The following is an 18953-nucleotide window of genomic DNA, read 5'->3' on the forward strand; positions in this document are numbered from 1 at the left end:
CGCGCGCTCAGCTGAGCGTCAGCGCGAGACCTTGCCGGCCTTGATGCACGAGGTGCAAGCGTTCACGCGCTTCGGCGTCCCGCCGACCACGGTACGCACACGCTGGATGTTCGGGTTCCAGCGGCGGGACGTACGGCGGTGCGAGTGCGAGATGTTGTTGCCGAAGCCCGGCCCCTTGCCGCAGACGTCGCAGTTGGCAGCCACGGGTCACTCCAAAGACTTCAGATGCACTTACGGTTGATCCCGGCATGCCGGGATCAAGATCTCAGGCTCTACGAGCAGTCTGAAATCTGAGTGGCGCTGCCAGGGGGAAAGCCCGATCGGATCGGGCAACCGGAGCAGCATACAACGGCTGCGCCCGTAGAACGAAACTACCATGGCTGGTCCGGGGCCCGCCCCGGCCCTCTTCCGGCCGCCGCCGGGCCTCGGTCTACGCTGCGATCAGTCCAGGAGCTCAGGGAGGCGCAGGTGGCGCAGGTGCCGCAGACATTCTTCGATGCTCTCGCGGTGCGCACCTGGTGCGGGCTCGCGCTCACGGCCCTCGGGCGGGCGCGCGAGGAGATCGACGCGATCAACGTGTACCCGGTGGCGGACGGCGACACCGGCACGAACCTGTATCTGACCGTCGAGTCGGCCGCCGCCGCCGTGGAGGCGGTGTTCGCGGGCCACGCGGCCGGAACGGGGACGCGGGTGGCCGGCGCGGGGACGCGGGTGGCCGGCGCGGGGACGCGCGCGGGCGGTGCGGAGCGGCCGTCGCTCGCGCAGGCCGTGCGCGCGATGGCGCACGGGGCCCTGATCGGGGCGCGCGGCAACTCCGGGACCATCCTCGCCCAGCTGCTGCGCGGCATGGCCCAGGTGCTCGCCGCCGACGACACCGCCCCGCACACCGACGGCCCCGGGCTCCGGCTCGCCCTGCGCCGCGCCGCCGACTCCGCCCGCCAGGCCGTCGCCCACCCCGTGGAGGGGACCGTGCTCACCGTCGCCTCGGCCGCCGCGGAAGCGGCGGAAGCGGCGACGGGCGCGGACGGCTGCGGCGCCGTGGCGCGGGCCGCCTACGACGGGGCGCGCGCCGCCCTCGCCGCCACCCCCGCGCAGCTCGCCGTCCTGGAGCGCGCGGGAGTGGTCGACGCCGGGGGGCGGGGGCTCGTGGCGGTGCTCGGGGCACTGGTGGAGACCTGCACGGGGGAGGCACCGGGCGAGGTGGCGGTCCCTCCGGCCGGGGGGCACGCGCGCGTGGAGGAGCCCGCCGGCGTGGAGGAGCCCGCCGGGAACGACGGGCAGACCTGCCCGGAAGGCGCGGTGGTCCCCGCGGGCGGCGGCCCCGCCTTCGAGGTGATCTACCTGCTGGAGGCCGACGACACCGCCGTGGCGCGGCTGCGGCAGCGGCTGGACGCGCTCGGTGACTCCCTGGTGGTGGTCGGCGGCGACGGGCTGTGGAACGTCCACGTGCACGTGGACGACGCCGGTGCCGCCGTCGAGGCGGGCGTCGAGGCAGGCCGGCCCCACCGGATCCGCATCACCCACTTCGGCGCGGACGACGTGCACACCGCGCGCGGCGAACGCCCGCCCGCGGAGCGGGCCCAGCGCGCGGTGGTGGCCGTGGTCCCGGGCGAGGGCCTGGCCGGGCTGTACGCCGAGGCGGGCGCGACCACCGTGCTCGCGCGCCCCGGGGAACCGCCCGCCAGCGGAGAACTGCTGCACGCGGTACGCCGCGCCCACGCGCGCGAGGTCGTCCTGCTCCCCAACGACGCCGAGCTGCGGCACACCGCCGCGGCGGCGGCCGAGCAGGCCCGCGCGGACGGCATCCGGGTGGCCCTCATCCCCACCCGCTCCGCGGTGCAGGGCATCGCGGCGCTCGCGGTGCACGAGCCGGAGCGCCGTTTCGACGAGGACGTCGTGGCGATGACGTCCGCGGCGGGCGCCACCCGCTACGCCGAGGTCGCCGTCGCCGCGGAGCGGTCCTGGACCACGGCCGGGATCTGCCAGGCCGGCGACGTCCTCGGGCTCATCGACGGGGACGTGGCCCTGATCGGCTCCGACGTCACCGCCACCGCCCGGACCGTCCTGGACCGGATGCTCGCGGCCGGCGGCGAGCTGGTCACCATCGTGCTCGCCGACGAGGTGCCCGAGACCGTCGCCGAGCACCTGGAGTCCCGGGTGCGCGAGGCCTACCTGGCCGTGGACACGGTGGTGTACCGCGGCGGGCGGCAGGGGGCGCTGCTGCTGATCGGCGTGGAGTAGGGGCGGGCCCGCGCGGAGCACGGCCGCGCGGGCCGCGTGCGCGCACCGGAGCCCGCCCGAGCCGGAGCCTGGCCGAGCCGGAGCCCGCCCGAGCCGGAGCCCGCCCGAGTCGGAGCACCCCCCTGCGCCCGCGCGTCCCGCGGGCGGGTCAGCCCTCCCCCTCTTCCCCCACCACCCGCAGCATCTGCTCCGCCTCCGCCCGCCGGGCCCGCGCCGTCTCGTCGTCCGGCGCCGCACCGGCGTACGCCGCCAGTACGCCACGCGCGCGCAGCGCGGCCTCGGCGGGGCGGCCGAGGTCGGCCTCCAGCCAGCCGGCGGCGAGTTCCGCGCCGGTGCGGTCGTCCACGGCGTCCTCGCCGAGGGCGGCGAACACCGCGACGGCCTCGGTCAGCTCGGCCAGGCCCGCCTCGAACGCGGCCTGGATGCAGCCGTCCTCGGCGTCCTCCGTGCACGAACGGGCCAGCAGGTCACCGAACTGGCGGTGGGTGTGGCCCAGTTCGGCGGCGAGCCGCTGCCGGGCCTCCTCGTCGGGCGCCGCGTCCAGCGCCGCCGCGCACTCCCGCACGGCGTCCGCCATCAGCTCCCGCGCGCGGTCCGGTCCGTCCTGCGCGCGCAGCGCGAGCCACGCGCGGGCCCGCAGCGAGCGGATGAGGCCGTGGACGTTGCCGAGGGACCGCCACAGCTCGCCCGCGCGCGCGTAGGCCTGGTCGGCCTCGGCCGGCATCCCCGCGTGGCCCAGCGATTCGGCGGCGAGGTGGGCGAGGGTCGCGTGGTCGTGCTGTTCCGGCCAGCGCCGGGCGATCTCCGCCGCCTCGAGACGCCGCTGTGCGGCCGCCTGGTGTTCCCCGAGCTCGCTCAGGCAGTCGGCGAGCCACCACCGTGTCTGCACGACCGCGCCGTCCCCGTGCGTCGCCTCGGTCAGATCGGCCAGCGCGGACTCCAGCACCTCCGCCGCCTCGGCCCAGCGCCCCTGCCTCAGCAGGAAGCCGCCGAGCAGCTGCCGTGCCCAGGGGCCCAGGGTGCGGCCCTCGCCCGCCTCGTCGGCCCAGTGCGCCGCCTCCAGGGCGTGCTCGGCGGCCTCCTCGGCCCGCCCCGCGCCGCCGAGCACCTCGGCGAGCTGGAGGTGCAGCTGCGCCCGTCCGACGGGTTCCAGCTCGGTGCCGCCGTGCGCCAGCGCCGCGCGCAGCGCCCGCGCCGCCTCCGCGCCGTCACCGAGCCGGTGGGCCAGCACGGCCAGCCGGGCCTCGTACTCCACGGCGAACCACGGCAGGCCGGCCGCCACGTACTCCCCGGCGGCCCGCGCGAACAGTGCCGTCGCCGCCCGCGGGTCGCCCGCCCGGACCGCCAGCTCCGCGAGCATCGCCCGCGCCTCGGCGGCCCGCGAGGCCAGCTGGACATCGCCCCCGCAGTGCCCGTCCACCAGTGCCAGCACCTCCCGCACGGCGCCCTGCGCGGCGGCGAGGACGGGGTGCGCCAGGCGGGACGCCGGCACGGCGGGGAACGGCCCCCCGGGCCCGTCCGGCCCGGTGTCGTCCGCGCGGGACGCGGCCTCCGCCGGGAAGGGCTCCCGGGTGCGCGCCGTGCCCCGGGCCGCGGACGCTTCCCCGGCCCGTGCCGCCGGGTCCTCGTCCCCGGTGAGCGCCGGCGTCCCCGCCGCCATCCCCTCGCCCTCGGCGGCGTCTTCCCCGGCGTCCCACGGGGGTTCCTCCACCTCGTACACCCGCCGCATCAGGATCCGCGCCCGGGCCATCAGCACCGACGCGGTCTGGGATATGCCTGTGCCCTCCTCGGCGAAGAGGGCGAGAACCCGGTCGTACGGCTCGGCGACCGCGGCCTCGGCCTCGTCCACGGAGCCCGCGAGCGCGCGCACATAGGCGGCACGCGCGCGTGCGGCAAGGGCCTCGCCGGGGTCGCCCGCCTGCGCGTACAGCTCGGCGGCGCGCTCGAAGAGGGGGACGCCCTGCGGGCCGAGGCCCATCGCCTGGTGGTCGGCGAGTTCCGCGCGGGCGCGTACGCCGAGCCCGGCGCCCCCGGTCGCCTCGGCGGCACGCGCCACGGCCTCCCACGCCTCGACGGCGTTCGGCCGGAGCGCGTCCGACAGCCGCCGTGCCTCGGCCAGCAGCGCGTCGAGGGCGGGCTGCCCACCGGACTGCCCGCCGGACCGCCCGCCGGGGTCCGCGCCGTCCGCGCCGGTGGTGCCGTCCGCGCCCGCGGTGCCGTCCGCGCCGGGCCGCACCGTGAGTGGCGCGACCGGTGAGGGCGCCGGAGCGAGCGCCGTGGGCGCCGAACGCGGATTGCGTACCCCCAGCGGCAGCCGCTCCACGAGCGCCGGCTGATCCATACGGGCCCGGACGCGGTCGCTGACGTACGCCGTACCGTTGCGCTCGTCGAACCGCGCCGCCAGCGCCAGCGCCTCCACGCGCGCGTGCGCCGCGAGTTCGCGTGCCGTCCAGTCCCGCCCGGCCGGTCCCGGCACCCGCCGGCCGGCCAGGCCCAGCCCGGTCAGCCGGTCCATCAGCAGCGCCACCACGCTCAGGAACTCCATCCGGCTGCGCGGCTGCCCGCTGTCCGTGAAGTACGCCGGCCGCTCCGCCAGCAGCTCCAGCGCACGTGCCTCGTTGCCCGTCAGCGCGCAGAACTCCACGTGCTCGGCGTACGCGCCGCGCATGCTCTCCATGGACCGCACCAGCCGGAAGCCCCGCAGATGATGGGCGCGCGCCTCGTCCGTCCGGCCCAGCCGCACCAGCGGCAGCAGCGAGGCGGCGAGCACCGAGTGCGGCTCGTGGGCGCAGGAGAACTCGCCGTCCAGGACGGGCCGCCAGACCCGCAACGCCTCCTCGTCCCGGCCCCGCTCCGCCTGCCACCAGCCCTGCCCGTCCAGCTCGCAGGCGTGGCAGTCGGCCATGGAGTCCCGGTCGGCGGCCAGCCACGCCGCGTAGGCGCGCTCCGCGCGGGGCACGTCCCCGACGTGCGCGGCGACATGGAACTCGGCGCCGCGCACCGCCCGCTCGGAGTGCCCGGCCAGCCGGTAGCGCCGCTCCATCTCGCCGAGCCACTGCTCGATGGAGGCCAGCGGGATGTGCGGCTGGTCGAGCATGCCGGTCGTCATCCACTTGAAGACCCAGTGCAGCGAGTGGGCCTCCTGCTCGTCGAAATCCTCCGGGCGCTCGTCCCACATGCGCAGCAGCCGCGCGAACGGGACGAACATCTTGGCTTTCTCGGAGCTGTAGTTGTAGACGGTGAGCTGGTGCCCCAGCGCCTCGATCAGGGCGAGCGGGAGCTCCAGCCGCTCCGCCGCGGCCAGCAGCTCCTCCGCGCGCGCGTTGCGGGCCGGTCCCTCGGGCCGCGCCGCGTTCTCCGCCAGCGCCTCGCGCAGGGAGTCGATGTCCGTGATCTCGTTCATCAGTGGTCGTCCTCGCGGTGAGTGGCCCATTCCAGAAGATCGAGGAACGCCCGGTTCAGCAGCGCCGAGTCGGCGGGCCGCAGCGGGCGCTGCGCCCTCAGCAGGGCCTGGCCGTACAGGGACTCCGTGGCCGTGCCGGCCAGTTCCCGCCCCGGCAGCGAACCGATCCGCCGGATCAGCGGATTGAGGTGGTTCAGCACCAGCCGCGCGCGCGGGGCGCCGCCGCGCAGCGAACCGAGGATGCCCGCCCACAGGGCGTCGGCCTCCTCCTCGGCCCGCGCGCGGGCCTGCTCGTGCCGGGCCCCGCGGTCGTCCAGGTGCAGCGCGGGCACCGACGCCGGGTGGAAGGCGCGCAGCACGACGTCGCAGCCCAGCGGGTCCAGGGTGGCCCGCGCGGTGGCCAGGAAGTCGGCGAGGGCCAGCTCCGCGGCGGGCTCCACCGGATCCAGGTGCGCGGTCACCGTGTCCGCGTCCAGCTCCGCGACCGCCGTTCCCGGACGCACCGAGGGCAGGGCCTCGACCAGGTCGCTGTCGTAGGTGTAACCGCCGTTGACGACGCCGATGCCCTGCGCGGAGGCGATCGGTGCGACCTGGCGGAACTCCTCGACGGTCCGCGTGTAGTGCACCACCGGGTGCCGCCGCGCGAACTCCTCCAGGGAGAGCTGCCCGTCGGTCGTCTCGAACGGCAGCCACGGCAGCATCGTCGCGAGCATCTCGGGGTCGTGCCGCGCGAGGGACTTCACGCCGAGGTGGTGCACCGACAGGAAGGCCGTCAGCCGCTGCGGATCACCGGCCGCGAGCCCGGCCAGCCACGCCCGGATCCGCTCGCCCAGCGCCTCCCGTACGGCGGCCAGTGTCCCGTCCTCGTACAGCGCCTCGCGCGAGGCGGTCGGCCGCAGGCTGTCGGTGTCGAGGACGCAGCGCACGAAGAACGCCCAGTCGGGCAGCAACTGCTCGGCCCGCTCGGTCAGCAGCATGCCCTTCAGGTGCACCCGGTGCCGGGCGCGCTGGGCGGGGCTGACGGCGGAGGGCAGGACGTACGCCACCCCGCGAACGCCCGCGAGCGGCACGTCGAGGCCGATCGTGTCCAGCGGGGTGAACCCGAACTGCTCGTGGCAGTGGCGCGCGAGCGCCGCCCGGCGGGCGGCGGGGGAGGGGTACGGCCGGTCCCACGGCGCGGGCAGGTCGGTGACCGGCTCCCCGTCCACCCGCACGTCGTACGGCAGCAGCGCGCCGAAGTCCCGCGCCAGCGCCAGGACCCGCTCCCGCGACAGCCACTCCCCGGCGCCGGCCCGCGCCACCAGGTGCACGGTGGTGCCGGGTTCGGGCCGGGCCTCGTCGGACAGGGTCCGCACGGTGTACGACCCGTCGTCCGACGCCGTCCACTCCACGGGCCGGGCGTCCGGCGTACGGGCACTGCGGCTGACGACCCGGATCCGCTCGGCGACCACGAAGCACGCCAGCAGCCCGATGCCGAACTGCCCGAGGAAGTCGGACCGTGCCTCCTGGAGGCCGTCGGCCCGCTTCGAGCTGCGGCCGATGGTCGCCAGCAGTGTGTGCACGTCGGACTCGGTGAGCCCGACGCCGGAGTCCTCCACGCGCAGCGTGCCGCCCTCCGCGGACAGCCGCACCCTGGCCGGGGCGCCGGGCTGCTCGGCGCGCCGGGCGGTGATGGCGTCGACCGCGTTCTGCAGCAGTTCCCGCAGGTAGACCTTGGGACTGGAGTAGAGGTGATGGGAGAGCAGGTCCACCAGACCGCGCAGGTCGACCTGGAACGTGTGGGGCGCCGAGGACGCCGGGGATGACTGGGATGACTGTGGGGTCTGGGAGTCCATCGTCACGGCGCCGGTGGGGGGAGGGGCGACGGCGCGGGGTCGGGCGGCCCCGGTGTGCGGTGACCGCGGAGGGATGGCGGGAGCGCGCCATCCTAGAGCCGGAGCAAACCGCCTGACCAGGGGTTTCCCCAGACGGATCCGCAGCGGGGGCCGGGTCGCGCAGCGCGTTGTCAGTGCCGTGGTGTGCAATGGATCTCGTGCCCGCACTGGACGAACCCCTGAAGAAGGTGCTCGGCCCCGCCACCGCGAAGGTGATGGCCGAGCACCTCGGCCTGCACACCGTCGGCGACCTCCTGCACCACTACCCGCGCAGATACGAGGAACGGGGCCAGCTCACCCACCTCGCCGACCTCCCCATGGACGAGCACGTCACGGTGGTCGCCCGGGTCGCCGACGCCCGGCTGCACACCTTCGCCTCCACGCGGGCGCCCCGCGGCAAGGGCCAGCGCCTGGAGGTGACCATCACCGACGGCAGCGGCCGGCTCCAGCTCGTCTTCTTCGGCAACGGCGTGCACAAGCCCCTGAAGGAACTCCTGCCGGGCACCTCCGCGATGTTCTCGGGCAAGGTCTCGCTCTTCAACCGCCGCCTCCAGCTCGCCCACCCGGCGTACGAACTGCTGCGCGGCGACAGCGAGGAGACGGTGGAGACCTGGGCGGGCGCCCTGATCCCCATCTATCCGGCGACCGCCAAGCTGGAGTCCTGGAAGATCGGCAAAGCGGTCCAGACCGTGCTGCCCAGCGCGCAGGAAGCCGTCGACCCGCTGCCACCCGCCCTGCGCGAGGGCCGCGGCCTGCTGCCGCTCCCGGAAGCCCTGATGAAGATCCACCGCCCGCACACCAAGGCGGACGTCGCCGCCGCCCGCGACCGCCTCAAGTGGGACGAGGCCTTCGTCCTCCAGGTCGCCCTGGCCCGCCGCCGCCATGCGGACGCGCAGCTCCCGGCCGTCCCCCGCAGGCCCCGGCCGGACGGCCTCCTCGCCGCCTTCGACGACCGCCTCCCCTTCACCCTCACCGAAGGCCAGCGCAAGGTCTCCCGGGAGATCTTCGACGACCTGGCCGCCGAGCACCCGATGCACCGGTTGCTCCAGGGCGAGGTGGGGTCCGGGAAGACGATGGTCGCGCTGCGCGCCATGCTCGCCGTCGTCGACGCAGGCGGCCAGGCCGCGATGCTCGCGCCCACCGAGGTGCTCGCCCAGCAGCACCACCGGTCGATCGTGGAGATGATGGGCGAACTGGCGCAGGGCGGCATGCTCGGCGGCGCCGAGCACGCCACCAAGGTCGTGCTGCTCACCGGCTCGATGAGCGCCGCGGCCCGCCGGCAGGCCCTGCTCGACCTGGCCACCGGCGAGGCCGGCATCGTGATCGGGACACACGCGCTGATCGAGGACAAGGTCCAGTTCCACGACCTCGGCCTGGTCGTGGTCGACGAACAGCACCGCTTCGGCGTCGAACAGCGCGACGCCCTGCGCGGCAAGGGCAAGCAGCCCCCGCACCTGCTCGTGATGACGGCCACGCCCATCCCGCGGACCGTCGCCATGACCGTCTTCGGCGACCTGGAGACCTCCGTCCTCGACCAGCTCCCGGCCGGCCGCTCCCCGATCGCCAGCCATGTCGTGCCCGCCGCCGACAAGCCCCACTTCCTCGCCCGCACCTGGGAACGGGTCCGTGAGGAGGCGTCCAACGGCCATCAGGCGTACGTCGTCTGCCCCCGCATCGGTGACGAGGAGTCGGACCCGAAGAGCGCGACGAGGAAACCGTCCCCCGAGGACGAGGCGGAGAAGCGTCCCCCGCTCGCCGTCCTGGACGTCGCCGACGAGCTGGCCAAGGGCCCCCTGCAGGGGCTGCGGGTGGAGGTCCTGCACGGGCGCATGCACCCCGACGACAAGGACGCCGTCATGCGCCGCTTCGCCGCCGGCGAGACGGACGTACTGGTCGCCACGACGGTCATCGAGGTCGGTGTGAACGTGCCGAACGCCACCGTCATGGTCATCATGGACGCCGACCGCTTCGGCGTCTCCCAGCTGCACCAGCTGCGCGGCCGGGTGGGCCGTGGCTCGGCGCCCGGTCTGTGCCTCCTGGTCACCGAGATGCCCGAGGCGAGCCCGGCCCGCCAGCGTCTGAACGCGGTCGCCGCCACCCTCGACGGGTTCGAGCTGTCCCGCATCGACCTGGAACAGCGCCGCGAGGGTGACGTCCTCGGACAGGCCCAGTCCGGCGCCCGCACCAGCCTCAAGGTCCTCGCCGTCATCGAGGACGAGGAGATCATCGCGCAGGCCCGGGACGAGGCCGCGAAGGTGGTGACGGCGGACCCCGAGCTGACCTCCCTGCCGGGCCTGCGCACCGCGCTGGACGCCCTCCTGGACGAGGAGCGGGAGCAGTATCTGGAAAAGGGCTGAGGATGACCATCGGGGGATGCGGGGCCGTATCGACGTGCGGCTCCGCCGCGGGGGACGCGGCCGGCCGCCGGTCACCAGGCCCCGCACACCCCCACGCGTCCGCACCGGCGCCGGTGCCGCCCCCGCGCCGGCCTCCGCGCCCGCACCGGCGCCCGCGTCCGCGCCCGCCCACGGCGATCGCGCACCCCCGCCGGCGCCTGCCAGACTGAACCGGTAAGACACCCACGAACAAGGACCCCAGATGACCCGCGTGATCGCCGGCAAGGCCGGCGGACGCCGCCTGGCCGTCCCGCCAGGGACCGGCACCCGTCCCACCTCCGACCGCGCGCGCGAGGGCCTTTTCTCGACCTGGCAGTCCCTGCTCGGCGGCCCCCTGGAGGGCGAGCGGGTGCTCGACCTGTACGCCGGGTCGGGCGCCGTCGGCCTGGAGGCCCTGTCGCGCGGCGCGGGCCACACCCTGCTGGTCGAGGCCGACGCCCGGGCCGCCCGGATCGTCCGGGAGAACGTGCGCAGCCTCGGCCTGCCCGGCGCCGAGGTCAGGGCGGGCAAAGCCGAGCAGATCATCCGTTCGGGCCCGCCGGAGCAGCCGTACGACATCGTCTTCCTGGACCCGCCGTACCGAGTCACAGATCACGATCTTCGCGAGATTCTGCTCACACTCCGCGCGGAGGGCTGGCTCGCGGAGGACGCCCTCGTCACCGTGGAGCGCAGCACCAGGGGCGGTGAATTCCGGTGGCCGGACGGCTTCGAGCCGCTGAGGGCCCGTCGCTACGGAGAGGGAACGTTTTGGTACGGTCGCGCCGCCGCCACGTGCGAAGACGCACCATGACCGGACCGGAGAGCGAGGGATCTCAAGTGCGCCGTGCCGTCTGTCCCGGGTCGTTCGACCCGATCACCAACGGACACCTCGACATCATTGCCCGCGCCTCCCGCCTCTACGACGAGGTCTATGTCGCGGTCATGATCAACAAGTCCAAGAAGGGCCTGTTCGAGATCGACGAGCGGATCGATCTGATCCGCCAGGTCACCTCGGAGTACGCCAACGTCCGCGTCGAGGCCTTCCACGGCCTCCTCGTCGACTTCTGCAAGGAGCGGGACATCCCCGCCATCGTCAAGGGCCTGCGCGCCGTCAGCGACTTCGACTACGAGCTGCAGATGGCCCAGATGAACAACGGCCTCACCGGCGTCGAGACCCTCTTCGTGCCCACCAACCCCACCTACAGCTTCCTGTCGTCCTCCCTGGTCAAGGAGGTCGCGGCCTGGGGCGGGGACGTGTCCCACCTGGTGCCGCCGGAGGTGCTCGACGCACTCACCGGGCGGCTGCGCCAGGACTGAGCCCCTGACGGGCCGTCACCCGGTGTCCACCAGGCGCCCCAGGGCCGTACAGTCGTCCCGTCCGTCTCCAACACAGCTGTAGAGAGTGGCGAGCACACGGTGGACGTGCAGAAGAAGCTCGACGAGATCGTCGCGGCGGTCTCCAGTGCCCGGTCGATGCCGATGTCGGCCTCGTGCGTGGTCAACCGCGCCGAACTGCTCTCGATGCTCGAAGAGGTGCGCGCGGCGCTGCCCGACTCGCTCGCCCAGGCGCAGGAACTCATCGGCGACCGCGAGCAGATGGTCGAGCAGGCCCGCCAGGAGGCCGAGCGGATCATCGCCGAGGCGCACGCCCAGCGCGGCTCGCTGGTCTCCGGCACCGAGGTCGCCCGCCGCTCCCAGGCGGAGGCCGACCGGATCCTCGCCGAGGCCCGCAAGGAGGCCGAGGAGATCCGCGCCGAGGCCGACGACTACGTCGACTCCAAGCTCGCCAACTTCGAGGTTGTCCTCACCAAGACCCTCGGCTCGGTCGGCCGCGGCCGCGAGAAGCTGCTGGGCACCGGCCCGGGCCTCGACGAGCACGGCTACGCCGACGAGGACGCCCCCGAGCGCAGCCACGACCCGGAGACCCTGCGCCGCACCGCCGACGAGTACGTGGACGTCAAGCTCGGCGCCTTCGAGGCGGTCCTCGCCAAGACCCTGGAGGCCGTCGGGCGCGGCCGGCAGAAGCTGCACGGCCGGATCGCCAGCGACGACCTCGGCGCGCTCGCCGACGACACCAGCACTGTCCAGCACTCCAGCGACGCCGACTACCTGGCCGACCTCGCCGCGCTCGCGGAGCAGGACGCCCGCGCCGGGCAGCCCGCCCCGCCGCAGCAGCCGGAGCCGGCGTACGGCTACCAGCAGCAGCCCGACCCCTACGGCGGCTACCAGCAGGGGTACGCCCCCGAGGACCCGTACGGCTACCGGCAGCCCGACCCCTACGCCTACCAGGGCGGCTACGACCAGCAGGCCGCCTACGACCCGCAGCAGCCCGCCCAGCCCGTCCCGCCGCAGCCCGCGCAGCCCCCGCAGGCCCACCAGGGATACGCCCTGGACGAGACCAGCCTCTTCGACACCAGCATGATCAGCGCGGAGCAGCTGCGGGCGTACGAACAGGGGCGCGGCAACGGCTGACCCCGCGGATTGGGCCGAGAGCGAAAGGTCAAGTATCCTGGCTCTTCGGTCGCGCGTACGTTCGCGATCAGCGCTGCCCGGGAACACCGAGGGCGGCGTCCGTCCGAGCTTGGAAGATCGAAAGCAGGAATGGCCTCTCACGCCCGCCCAGACCACCGCAACCCTCTCGTGTTCGACACGCACGAGCTGGGGCGGCGTCCTGGCGCGCTGCAGCGCCTGACCCGCACGATCGACGCCCCCCGGGACCTCGGTCTCCAGGGAGTCATCGGAGTGCCGGAGGGCAAGCCGGTGGAGCTCGAACTCCGACTCGAGTCGGTCATGGAAGGTGTGCTCGTCACAGGCACCGCCCGTGCAACGGCCGAGGGGGAGTGCGTAAGGTGTCTGGAGCCGCTGGAGCAGGAGCTCGAAGCGGACTTCCAGGAGATGTTCTCGTACCCTGACGCCGACGACCGGGGCCGTGTCAAAGCGGAACCGGCCGACGACGCCGAGGACGACGAGGACAGGCTCTTCCTCGAGGACGGACTCTTCGACCTCGAACCTGTGCTGCGCGATGCGGTGGTGCTCGCACTGCCGATGCAGCCGGTGTGCCAGGAAGACTGCCCGGGCCTGTGCTCCCAGTGCGGGGCACGCCTCGCGGACGACCCGGACCACCACCATGACGCCGTCGACATCCGTTGGGCGGCATTGCAGGGAATCGCCGGTTCGCTCGAATCCGGCGATAAGGACGAGATGAGCGGCGCCGAACCGGGCGTCGACGAGAAGCAGGAGAAGTAGCCGTGGCTGTTCCGAAGCGGAAGATGTCGCGCAGCAACACGCGCCACCGCCGGTCGCAGTGGAAGGCTGCGGTCCCCACCCTGGTTGCGTGCGAGCGCTGCCACGAGCCCAAGCAGCAGCACATCGCGTGCCCGTCGTGCGGCACCTACAACAAGCGCCAGGTCCTCGAGGTCTGAGCGGCTGGTGAGAGGCACTGTGTCCACGCCGAAGAAGAACTCTGCGGACAACCAGGCCTCGTCCCACACGCTTCTGGAAGGGCGGCTCGGCTACAAGGTCGAGTCCGCCCTTCTGGTGCGAGCGCTGACCCACCGTTCCTACGCGTACGAGAACGGCGGTCTGCCGACGAACGAGCGGCTGGAGTTCCTGGGGGACTCCGTCCTCGGCCTCGTCGTCACGGACACGCTGTACCGCACCCACCCCGACCTGCCCGAAGGCCAGCTGGCCAAGCTGCGGGCCGCGGTGGTCAACTCGCGTGCGCTGGCGGAAGTGGGACGAACGCTGGACCTCGGCTCCTTCATCCGGCTCGGCCGGGGTGAAGAGGGCACGGGCGGCCGGGACAAGGCGTCCATCCTCGCCGACACCCTCGAAGCGGTGATCGGCGCCGTCTATCTCGACCAGGGCCTGGACTCGGCGGCGGAGCTGGTGCACCGCCTGTTCGACCCCCTGATCGAGAAGTCCTCCAACCTGGGCGCCGGCCTGGACTGGAAGACCTCGCTCCAGGAGCTGACCGCGACCGAGGGTCTCGGAGTCCCCGAGTACCTGGTCACGGAGACCGGCCCCGACCACGAGAAGACCTTCACTGCTGCCGCCCGCGTCGGAGGCGTCTCGTACGGCACCGGCACCGGCCGCAGCAAGAAGGAGGCCGAGCAGCAGGCCGCGGAGTCCGCCTGGCGGGCCATCCGCGCCGCCGCGGACGAGCGGGCCAAGGCCGCGGCCATGGCGGCCGCGACCGCCGCCGACGCCGCTCCGGCCACGGAGGGCAGCGCGACCGACACCTCGTCGGCGACCGCCTGACCCACCCGACCGAACGCCTGCCCCGCCTTTCCGGGGCGGGCGCTCGTTCCTTCCCCTCTCCTCAGCCACCACGGGGGTCCCCATGCCCGAGCTGCCCGAGGTCGAGGTCGTCCGGCGCGGCCTGGAACGGTGGGTCGCCCACCGGACCGTCGCCGGCGCCGAGGTGCTGCACCCGCGCGCCGTACGCCGCCACACCGCGGGGCCCGACGACTTCGCGCACCGGCTGGAGGGCCACCGGATCGGCGTCCCCAGCCGGCGCGGCAAATACCTGTGGCTCCCCCTGGAGGACAGCGGCCAGGCCGTCCTCGCCCACCTCGGCATGAGCGGTCAGCTGCTCGTCCAGCCGCACGAGGCGCCCGACGAGAAGCACCTGCGCGTCCGTGTCCGGTTCACCGACGGGCTGGGCACCGAACTCCGCTTCGTCGACCAGCGCACCTTCGGCGGCCTGTCCCTGCACGACACCGGTCCCGGTGGCCTGCCCGACGTCATCGCGCACATCGCCCGCGACCCCCTCGATCCGCTGTTCGACGAGGAGGCCTTCCACCAGGCGCTGCGCCGCAAGCGCACCACCATCAAACGGGCCCTGCTCGACCAGTCGCTGATCAGCGGTGTCGGCAACATCTACGCGGACGAGGCACTGTGGCGGGCCCGCCTGCACTACGACCGCCCGACCTCCACCTTCACCCGCCCCCGCAGCCGGGAGCTGCTGGGCCACGTCCGGGACGTCATGAACGCGGCCCTCGCGGTCGGCGGCACCAGCTTCGACAGCCTCTACGTCAACGTCAACGGCGAGTCCGGCTACTTCGACCGCTCCCTGGATGCGTACGGCCGTGAAGGACAGCCCTGCAAGCGGTGCGGCACGCCGATGCGCCGCCGGCCCTGGATGAACCGCTCCAGCTACTACTGCCCGCGCTGCCAGCGCCCGCCGCGCATCTCGGCGTGAGGAGGCGGGTCAGCGGGAGGCGCGTGCCGAGTCGTACCGCTCCCGAGCGGCCAGGACGTCGTCCATACGGCCCTCCACGAAGTGGATGAGGCTCATCAGGCGCTCGGTGACCGCACGGCCGAGGGGGGTCAGTTCGTAGTCGACCCGGGGCGGGTTGGTCGGCTGCGCCTCGCGGTGCACCAGGCCGTCACGCTCCAGCGCGTGCAGCGTCTGGGACAGCATCTTCTCGCTCACCCCGTCGACCCGGCGGCGCAGCTCGTTGAACCGGAACGAACCCTCGTGCAGCGCCCCGAGCGTGAGCGCCCCCCAGCGCCCCGTGACGTGCTCCAGCGTCCCGCGCGACGGACACGCCCTGGAGAACACGTTGTACGGCAGCTCCTGCTCGGCGGCGGAGCACTCCTCGACCGTGGTCATACGGTCCAGCTTAGGCGATGACAGCGCAAACCGAGGGTGAGCGCTTACCGGCAGTCAGCGGGTTCAGTACCCGAAGAAGTGAAGGGCCAGGGGCTCTGATCTGCGGCCGTGCAATCGATCAACGCTGCGACCTGCGACTTAGCTGTCGGTGGTTGTCAGCGTTGGTCGTCGCTGAGCGCCCTCGCACGGCCCAGAGGCGGCCCGAGCTTCGCGTGTCGCCTCCTCTGGGAAACGAGGTTGCCGACCTATCTCTTCATATGTAGAGTTAGGCGCATGAGGAAGTTGTCCCGAGTTACACCGGCGACGCTCGATGTGCTCGGCGTGCTCGTCTCCTGCGAGGAGGACCTTCATGGGTTCGCCTTGGCCAAAGAGGCGGAGCGCCCGACCGGGAGCGTCTACGTGATTCTGTCGCGCCTGGAGGAGGCGGGCTGGGTCGAGAGTTATTGGGAAACTGAAAATACGGAGAATCTCGGTAAGCCGCGGCGGCGCTTCTATCATCTGAGCTCTGACGGTCTTAGCGCAGCGCGTCTTCTGCTCGCCGAGCGGCGTCAGCAGGAATCGGCCAAGGATCGCACCTCGCGTTTCCCCATTCCGGGCCTGGGTCGGATTCTGGGGGTGGAGCGGTGAGTTCCTTTTGGGTGATCGTCTCCGTGGTTGTGGTCCCTGTGTTGCTCGCTGAGTTTAGTGAAGTCGCTCCGTGGTTGGCCCGTAAGGCGTTGCGAGGCGGCGCCAGGTTTATCGGTGATGCCGCCCTGGCTGAGCGCTACGCCGAAGAATGGGTTGCCGCGCTCGAGGACACCCCTGGTAAGGTGACCAAGCTGGTCAAGGCCATGGGTGTCGTTGTTGGGGCGGTTCCTGCTCTCCACTGGAACACTCGCGGCTATGCCTACCGGTGGCAGATCGTACGTTTGGTCGATGCCACTCTTTCCATAGTGGCTCCCTCCCTTGCCCGCCGCTGGCGTCTGAAGCGCCGGATGACCTTTACGTTCCATCCGGTGGGCTCGGAAGGTCAGGAATTCAGCATCAATCTGGGCGACCTCATGAGGGCTTTGGAGGAGGCTGAGGGGATCCGTGGAATCCTTCCCAGGAGCGTTGCTGTGAGGGAAGGCGTGACGGTGGATTTCCAGCGTAAGCGAATTTACTTGGGTGTCTATGAGCGCAACTAGTTGGCCGAATTGAGAGAACCCGTCACTGCTCATATGTGGTGGCGGGTTTTCCTGTTGGTTGTGAGAGTGGGCCATCGCGCCCTTTGTGGTGCCCACGCGGTCGGCGTAGCGACTTTGGCCGGGAGCTGCTTTGGTGCGAGTGATCATGGCCCCGTAAGCTTCCGGCGCGTCGGGCAGTCTGTGGACCTGCCCGGTAAAGCACGACGTTGGGGCCATGATCTTCGAGGCTCGCGCCAAAGTGGCTGGCTAAAGTCGTGGAGCCGACCGCCCCAGCCACGACGTGTTCTGACCTCATGCCCTGTGTGCCTGCCTCATGGGCGGGAGCGGGCGGCCGGCGGTGCCGAGCGGGGCGGAGACATGAGCGCGGGCGCCGCCGGCCGCCCGCGCCCGCCCGGAGGAGCGAAGCGACGACGGGTGCTTGATGAGGTAGAGAAACCTGTAACGGCCTAGCTGGCGCGGCTCAGTGCGGTCAGGTGATCGAGGTAATCCCGGCCAGCCGGTTCGGCCGCGAAGTCTCGATTGACGATGGCCGCAAGCTCGCGGCTGACCATGAGCAGGGACGGCAGAGACTGCCGGTCGCCCCGCAAGGCCCACTCGCCGTAGTTCACGGCCTGGTCCAAATCGCCCTGGCGAGCCGCGACGACACCAAGCGTGATCCTGGCCTCCGCCATCCGCATCGGCGATCGCTCGGAGCCGTCGAAATCAGTGCCTGCGCGGATCACCTCATGGGCGAGGTTCTCCGCGAAGCGGTCTTCACCGAGTAGCCGGTAGCAGTCCATGGCGTAGAAGTCGAACTTCGCCGGGTCCACTACGAAGTGGTGATCGAGGTTCTCGGGGTACGGCATCCCTTCGAGGAGCTTCCGGCCTCGGTCCAGTGCCACCTCTGTCTGTCGGCGGTCCCCCAGCCGCGCCCACCCCTTCGCCTCCTGGGCGGCGAGCTGTACAGCTACGCCATGAGTGGGAGCGGCCTCCGTACCGGCCTGCGAGGCAGCGAGGATTCCGCGGTAGTCGCCCGTGGTCAGCGCGAACCAAGCCCGCATCTCGTGTGCCCAACCGGCGATCTCTGTGTTGCCTGCCTCATGGGCTAAAGACAGTGCCGCCTTCCGGGTGCTCTCGGCTGCGGCCCGGTCGCCCATGTCGTACTCGACGCAGCCGATCAGAAGCGCGAGCCATCCGGACAGGGTGAGGATCTCGCGGTGCTGTGCGAGCGTGAGCCGCTGGGACTGGAGTCCCGCGACCCGCTTGAGCCACTGCCTGCCCTCGGCGGCCAGCTGGGCACCCGGCAGATACGGGTACTCGGAGCACAGCCGATCCGTCGTGATCCGGAGAGCCTCCAACGTGGCGTTGTCGACGTCGGACGCCTGCAACCTGCTGATGATGTCGAGCGTCTCCATGCCGCTGACAGCGACGATCTCGGCGTCCCCGTCTCGCCGCCCGGCTGCGGGAAAGATCGCGTGAGTGACGGTTCCGAAAGTGGCGGCGATGATCGGCTTGTAGAAGTCGCTCGGCATGACCTCTCCGGACTCCCAGCGCTTCCACTGCCGGACCATGCTGGAGCCCTCAGGCAGAGGCTTCGGCGCGTGTGCTCGGAGCGCGGCCACCACTTCCGCCTGCGACCACTGCCTGGCTTCACGCTCGGCGGCAAGCCGTCGCGCCCATGCGGGCCGTTCGTCACTCATGTGCTGCCCTCCCATCGGCTGCTTGCCTTGAGTCTGGCATTCAAAGAGCTGGTGACACGGGGGGTGACAGGGGGTTGGCACCGAAGTTGTCCCCCGGTGACACCACGCCTGTCCCTAGTGCGTCCATGACATGTCCCACATGGTGGATCACCAGTCAGGCACTGCTCGGGAACTGAGCGCGCTTCTCCAACTCGGCGACTCGGGCAGCAAGTTGCTGAATCTCGGAGCGGATGGCATTGATCTCATCTCGGTTAATCGGCCCGCCGGCGTCCTGCCCGGCTTCGCCTGCCCTCGGCGGGGACTGCACGAAGTACCCCCGATTCGGAACCGAGACGATCACGCCCTCGTCTGCCAGCACCTTCAGCGCGCTGCCTGCCGTCACCGTGGTCACCTTGAAGCGGTCGGCAAGCTCGCGCAGGGAGGCGAGCCGATGCCCAGCCGGTAGCGCCGCGATCTCCTCACGCAAGGTGTCGGCGATCTGCACTTTCTTCGGCCTGGGGTCGTGGGCTTCAACCGTCATGCGCCGAGGGTACCGAGATTGGCGACTTAGCACACGCTATGCCGCACTACCTCTTGTGATCTAGTCTGCTCTATAGCA

17 protein-coding genes are annotated in these 18953 nt (G+C 72.3%); 11 read left to right on the top strand and 6 right to left on the bottom strand.

The window, feature by feature from the left end:
* Positions 1 to 18: 18 nt before the first annotated feature.
* A complete protein-coding gene (gene rpmB, locus SGLAU_RS33875; protein ID WP_003993230.1) occupies positions 19 to 204 on the bottom strand; it encodes a 50S ribosomal protein L28 in 186 nt (61 codons plus the stop codon).
* Positions 205 to 468: 264 nt separating this feature from the next.
* Here rpmB and SGLAU_RS23680 point away from each other — a divergent pair, with 264 nt between their 5' ends.
* Positions 469 to 2241 carry a DAK2 domain-containing protein gene (locus tag SGLAU_RS23680; protein WP_043504365.1) on the top strand — a complete coding sequence of 591 codons (1773 nt, stop codon included), beginning with the start codon at positions 469 to 471 and terminating at the stop codon, positions 2239 to 2241.
* 148 nt (positions 2242 to 2389) lie between these two features.
* Here SGLAU_RS23680 and SGLAU_RS23685 read toward each other — a convergent pair whose 3' ends face one another.
* Positions 2390 to 5644: a tetratricopeptide repeat protein gene (locus SGLAU_RS23685; protein ID WP_043504367.1), complete on the bottom strand. Its 3255-nt coding sequence runs from the start codon at positions 5642 to 5644 to the stop codon at positions 2390 to 2392.
* Complete coding sequence (locus tag SGLAU_RS23690; protein ID WP_043504368.1) at positions 5644 to 7479, bottom strand: HSP90 family protein; 1836 nt, start codon at positions 7477 to 7479, stop codon at positions 5644 to 5646. Before SGLAU_RS23690 ends, SGLAU_RS23685 begins: the two co-directional genes overlap by 1 nt.
* A gap of 188 nt (positions 7480 to 7667) precedes the next feature.
* Here SGLAU_RS23690 and recG point away from each other — a divergent pair, with 188 nt between their 5' ends.
* From recG to mutM, 8 genes are all read left to right on the top strand, one after another.
* Positions 7668 to 9875 carry an ATP-dependent DNA helicase RecG gene (gene recG, locus SGLAU_RS23695; protein ID WP_043504370.1) on the top strand — a complete coding sequence of 736 codons (2208 nt, stop codon included), beginning with the start codon at positions 7668 to 7670 and terminating at the stop codon, positions 9873 to 9875.
* A 241-nt stretch (positions 9876 to 10116) separates the two neighbouring features.
* Entirely contained in the window at positions 10117 to 10704 is a 588-nt protein-coding gene (rsmD, locus tag SGLAU_RS23700) for a 16S rRNA (guanine(966)-N(2))-methyltransferase RsmD (protein WP_043504371.1), read from the top strand.
* A 26-nt stretch (positions 10705 to 10730) separates the two neighbouring features.
* Positions 10731 to 11210, top strand: coding sequence for a pantetheine-phosphate adenylyltransferase (gene coaD / locus SGLAU_RS23705; RefSeq protein WP_043504372.1), 480 nt, complete (start codon positions 10731 to 10733; stop codon positions 11208 to 11210).
* A gap of 99 nt (positions 11211 to 11309) precedes the next feature.
* Positions 11310 to 12365, top strand: a complete 1056-nt coding sequence (locus tag SGLAU_RS23710) for an ATP synthase F0 subunit B (RefSeq protein WP_043504373.1) — start codon at positions 11310 to 11312, stop codon at positions 12363 to 12365.
* A 129-nt stretch (positions 12366 to 12494) separates the two neighbouring features.
* Complete coding sequence (locus SGLAU_RS23715) at positions 12495 to 13139, top strand: YceD family protein (protein ID WP_043504374.1); 645 nt, start codon at positions 12495 to 12497, stop codon at positions 13137 to 13139.
* 2 nt (positions 13140 to 13141) lie between these two features.
* Positions 13142 to 13315, top strand: a complete 174-nt coding sequence (gene rpmF, locus SGLAU_RS23720) for a 50S ribosomal protein L32 (RefSeq protein ID WP_003951102.1) — start codon at positions 13142 to 13144, stop codon at positions 13313 to 13315.
* Positions 13316 to 13334: 19 nt separating this feature from the next.
* Complete coding sequence (gene rnc, locus SGLAU_RS23725) at positions 13335 to 14153, top strand: ribonuclease III (RefSeq protein ID WP_043504375.1); 819 nt, start codon at positions 13335 to 13337, stop codon at positions 14151 to 14153.
* An 82-nt stretch (positions 14154 to 14235) separates the two neighbouring features.
* Entirely contained in the window at positions 14236 to 15096 is an 861-nt protein-coding gene (gene mutM / locus SGLAU_RS23730; protein ID WP_043504376.1) for a bifunctional DNA-formamidopyrimidine glycosylase/DNA-(apurinic or apyrimidinic site) lyase, read from the top strand.
* Positions 15097 to 15105: 9 nt separating this feature from the next.
* Here the strand turns inward: mutM and SGLAU_RS23735 are convergent, their stop codons facing one another.
* The gene (locus tag SGLAU_RS23735; RefSeq protein WP_043504378.1) at positions 15106 to 15510 is read right to left on the bottom strand and encodes a winged helix-turn-helix transcriptional regulator; all 405 of its coding nucleotides are present in this window, start codon (positions 15508 to 15510) and stop codon (positions 15106 to 15108) included.
* Between the two features lie 273 nt (positions 15511 to 15783).
* Between SGLAU_RS23735 and SGLAU_RS23740 the strand changes: the two genes are divergently transcribed.
* Together SGLAU_RS23740 and SGLAU_RS23745 are read left to right on the top strand one after the other, a co-directional pair.
* On the top strand, positions 15784 to 16137 hold the full coding sequence (locus SGLAU_RS23740) for a PadR family transcriptional regulator (RefSeq protein ID WP_063838887.1): 354 nt from the start codon (positions 15784 to 15786) through the stop codon (positions 16135 to 16137).
* Positions 16134 to 16676, top strand: a complete 543-nt coding sequence (locus SGLAU_RS23745; RefSeq protein ID WP_043504382.1) for a hypothetical protein — start codon at positions 16134 to 16136, stop codon at positions 16674 to 16676. Before SGLAU_RS23740 ends, SGLAU_RS23745 begins: the two co-directional genes overlap by 4 nt.
* Positions 16677 to 17122: 446 nt before the next feature.
* On the opposite strand, the gene SGLAU_RS23750 is transcribed toward SGLAU_RS23745, so the two are convergent.
* Together SGLAU_RS23750 and SGLAU_RS23755 are read right to left on the bottom strand one after the other, a co-directional pair.
* The gene (locus SGLAU_RS23750; protein ID WP_043504383.1) at positions 17123 to 18355 is read right to left on the bottom strand and encodes a hypothetical protein; all 1233 of its coding nucleotides are present in this window, start codon (positions 18353 to 18355) and stop codon (positions 17123 to 17125) included.
* A 154-nt stretch (positions 18356 to 18509) separates the two neighbouring features.
* Complete coding sequence (locus tag SGLAU_RS23755) at positions 18510 to 18875, bottom strand: GntR family transcriptional regulator (protein ID WP_244315253.1); 366 nt, start codon at positions 18873 to 18875, stop codon at positions 18510 to 18512.
* Positions 18876 to 18953 lie beyond the last annotated feature (78 nt).

This window comes from Streptomyces glaucescens (assembly GCF_000761215.1).
GTDB lineage: Bacteria > Actinomycetota > Actinomycetes > Streptomycetales > Streptomycetaceae > Streptomyces > Streptomyces glaucescens_B.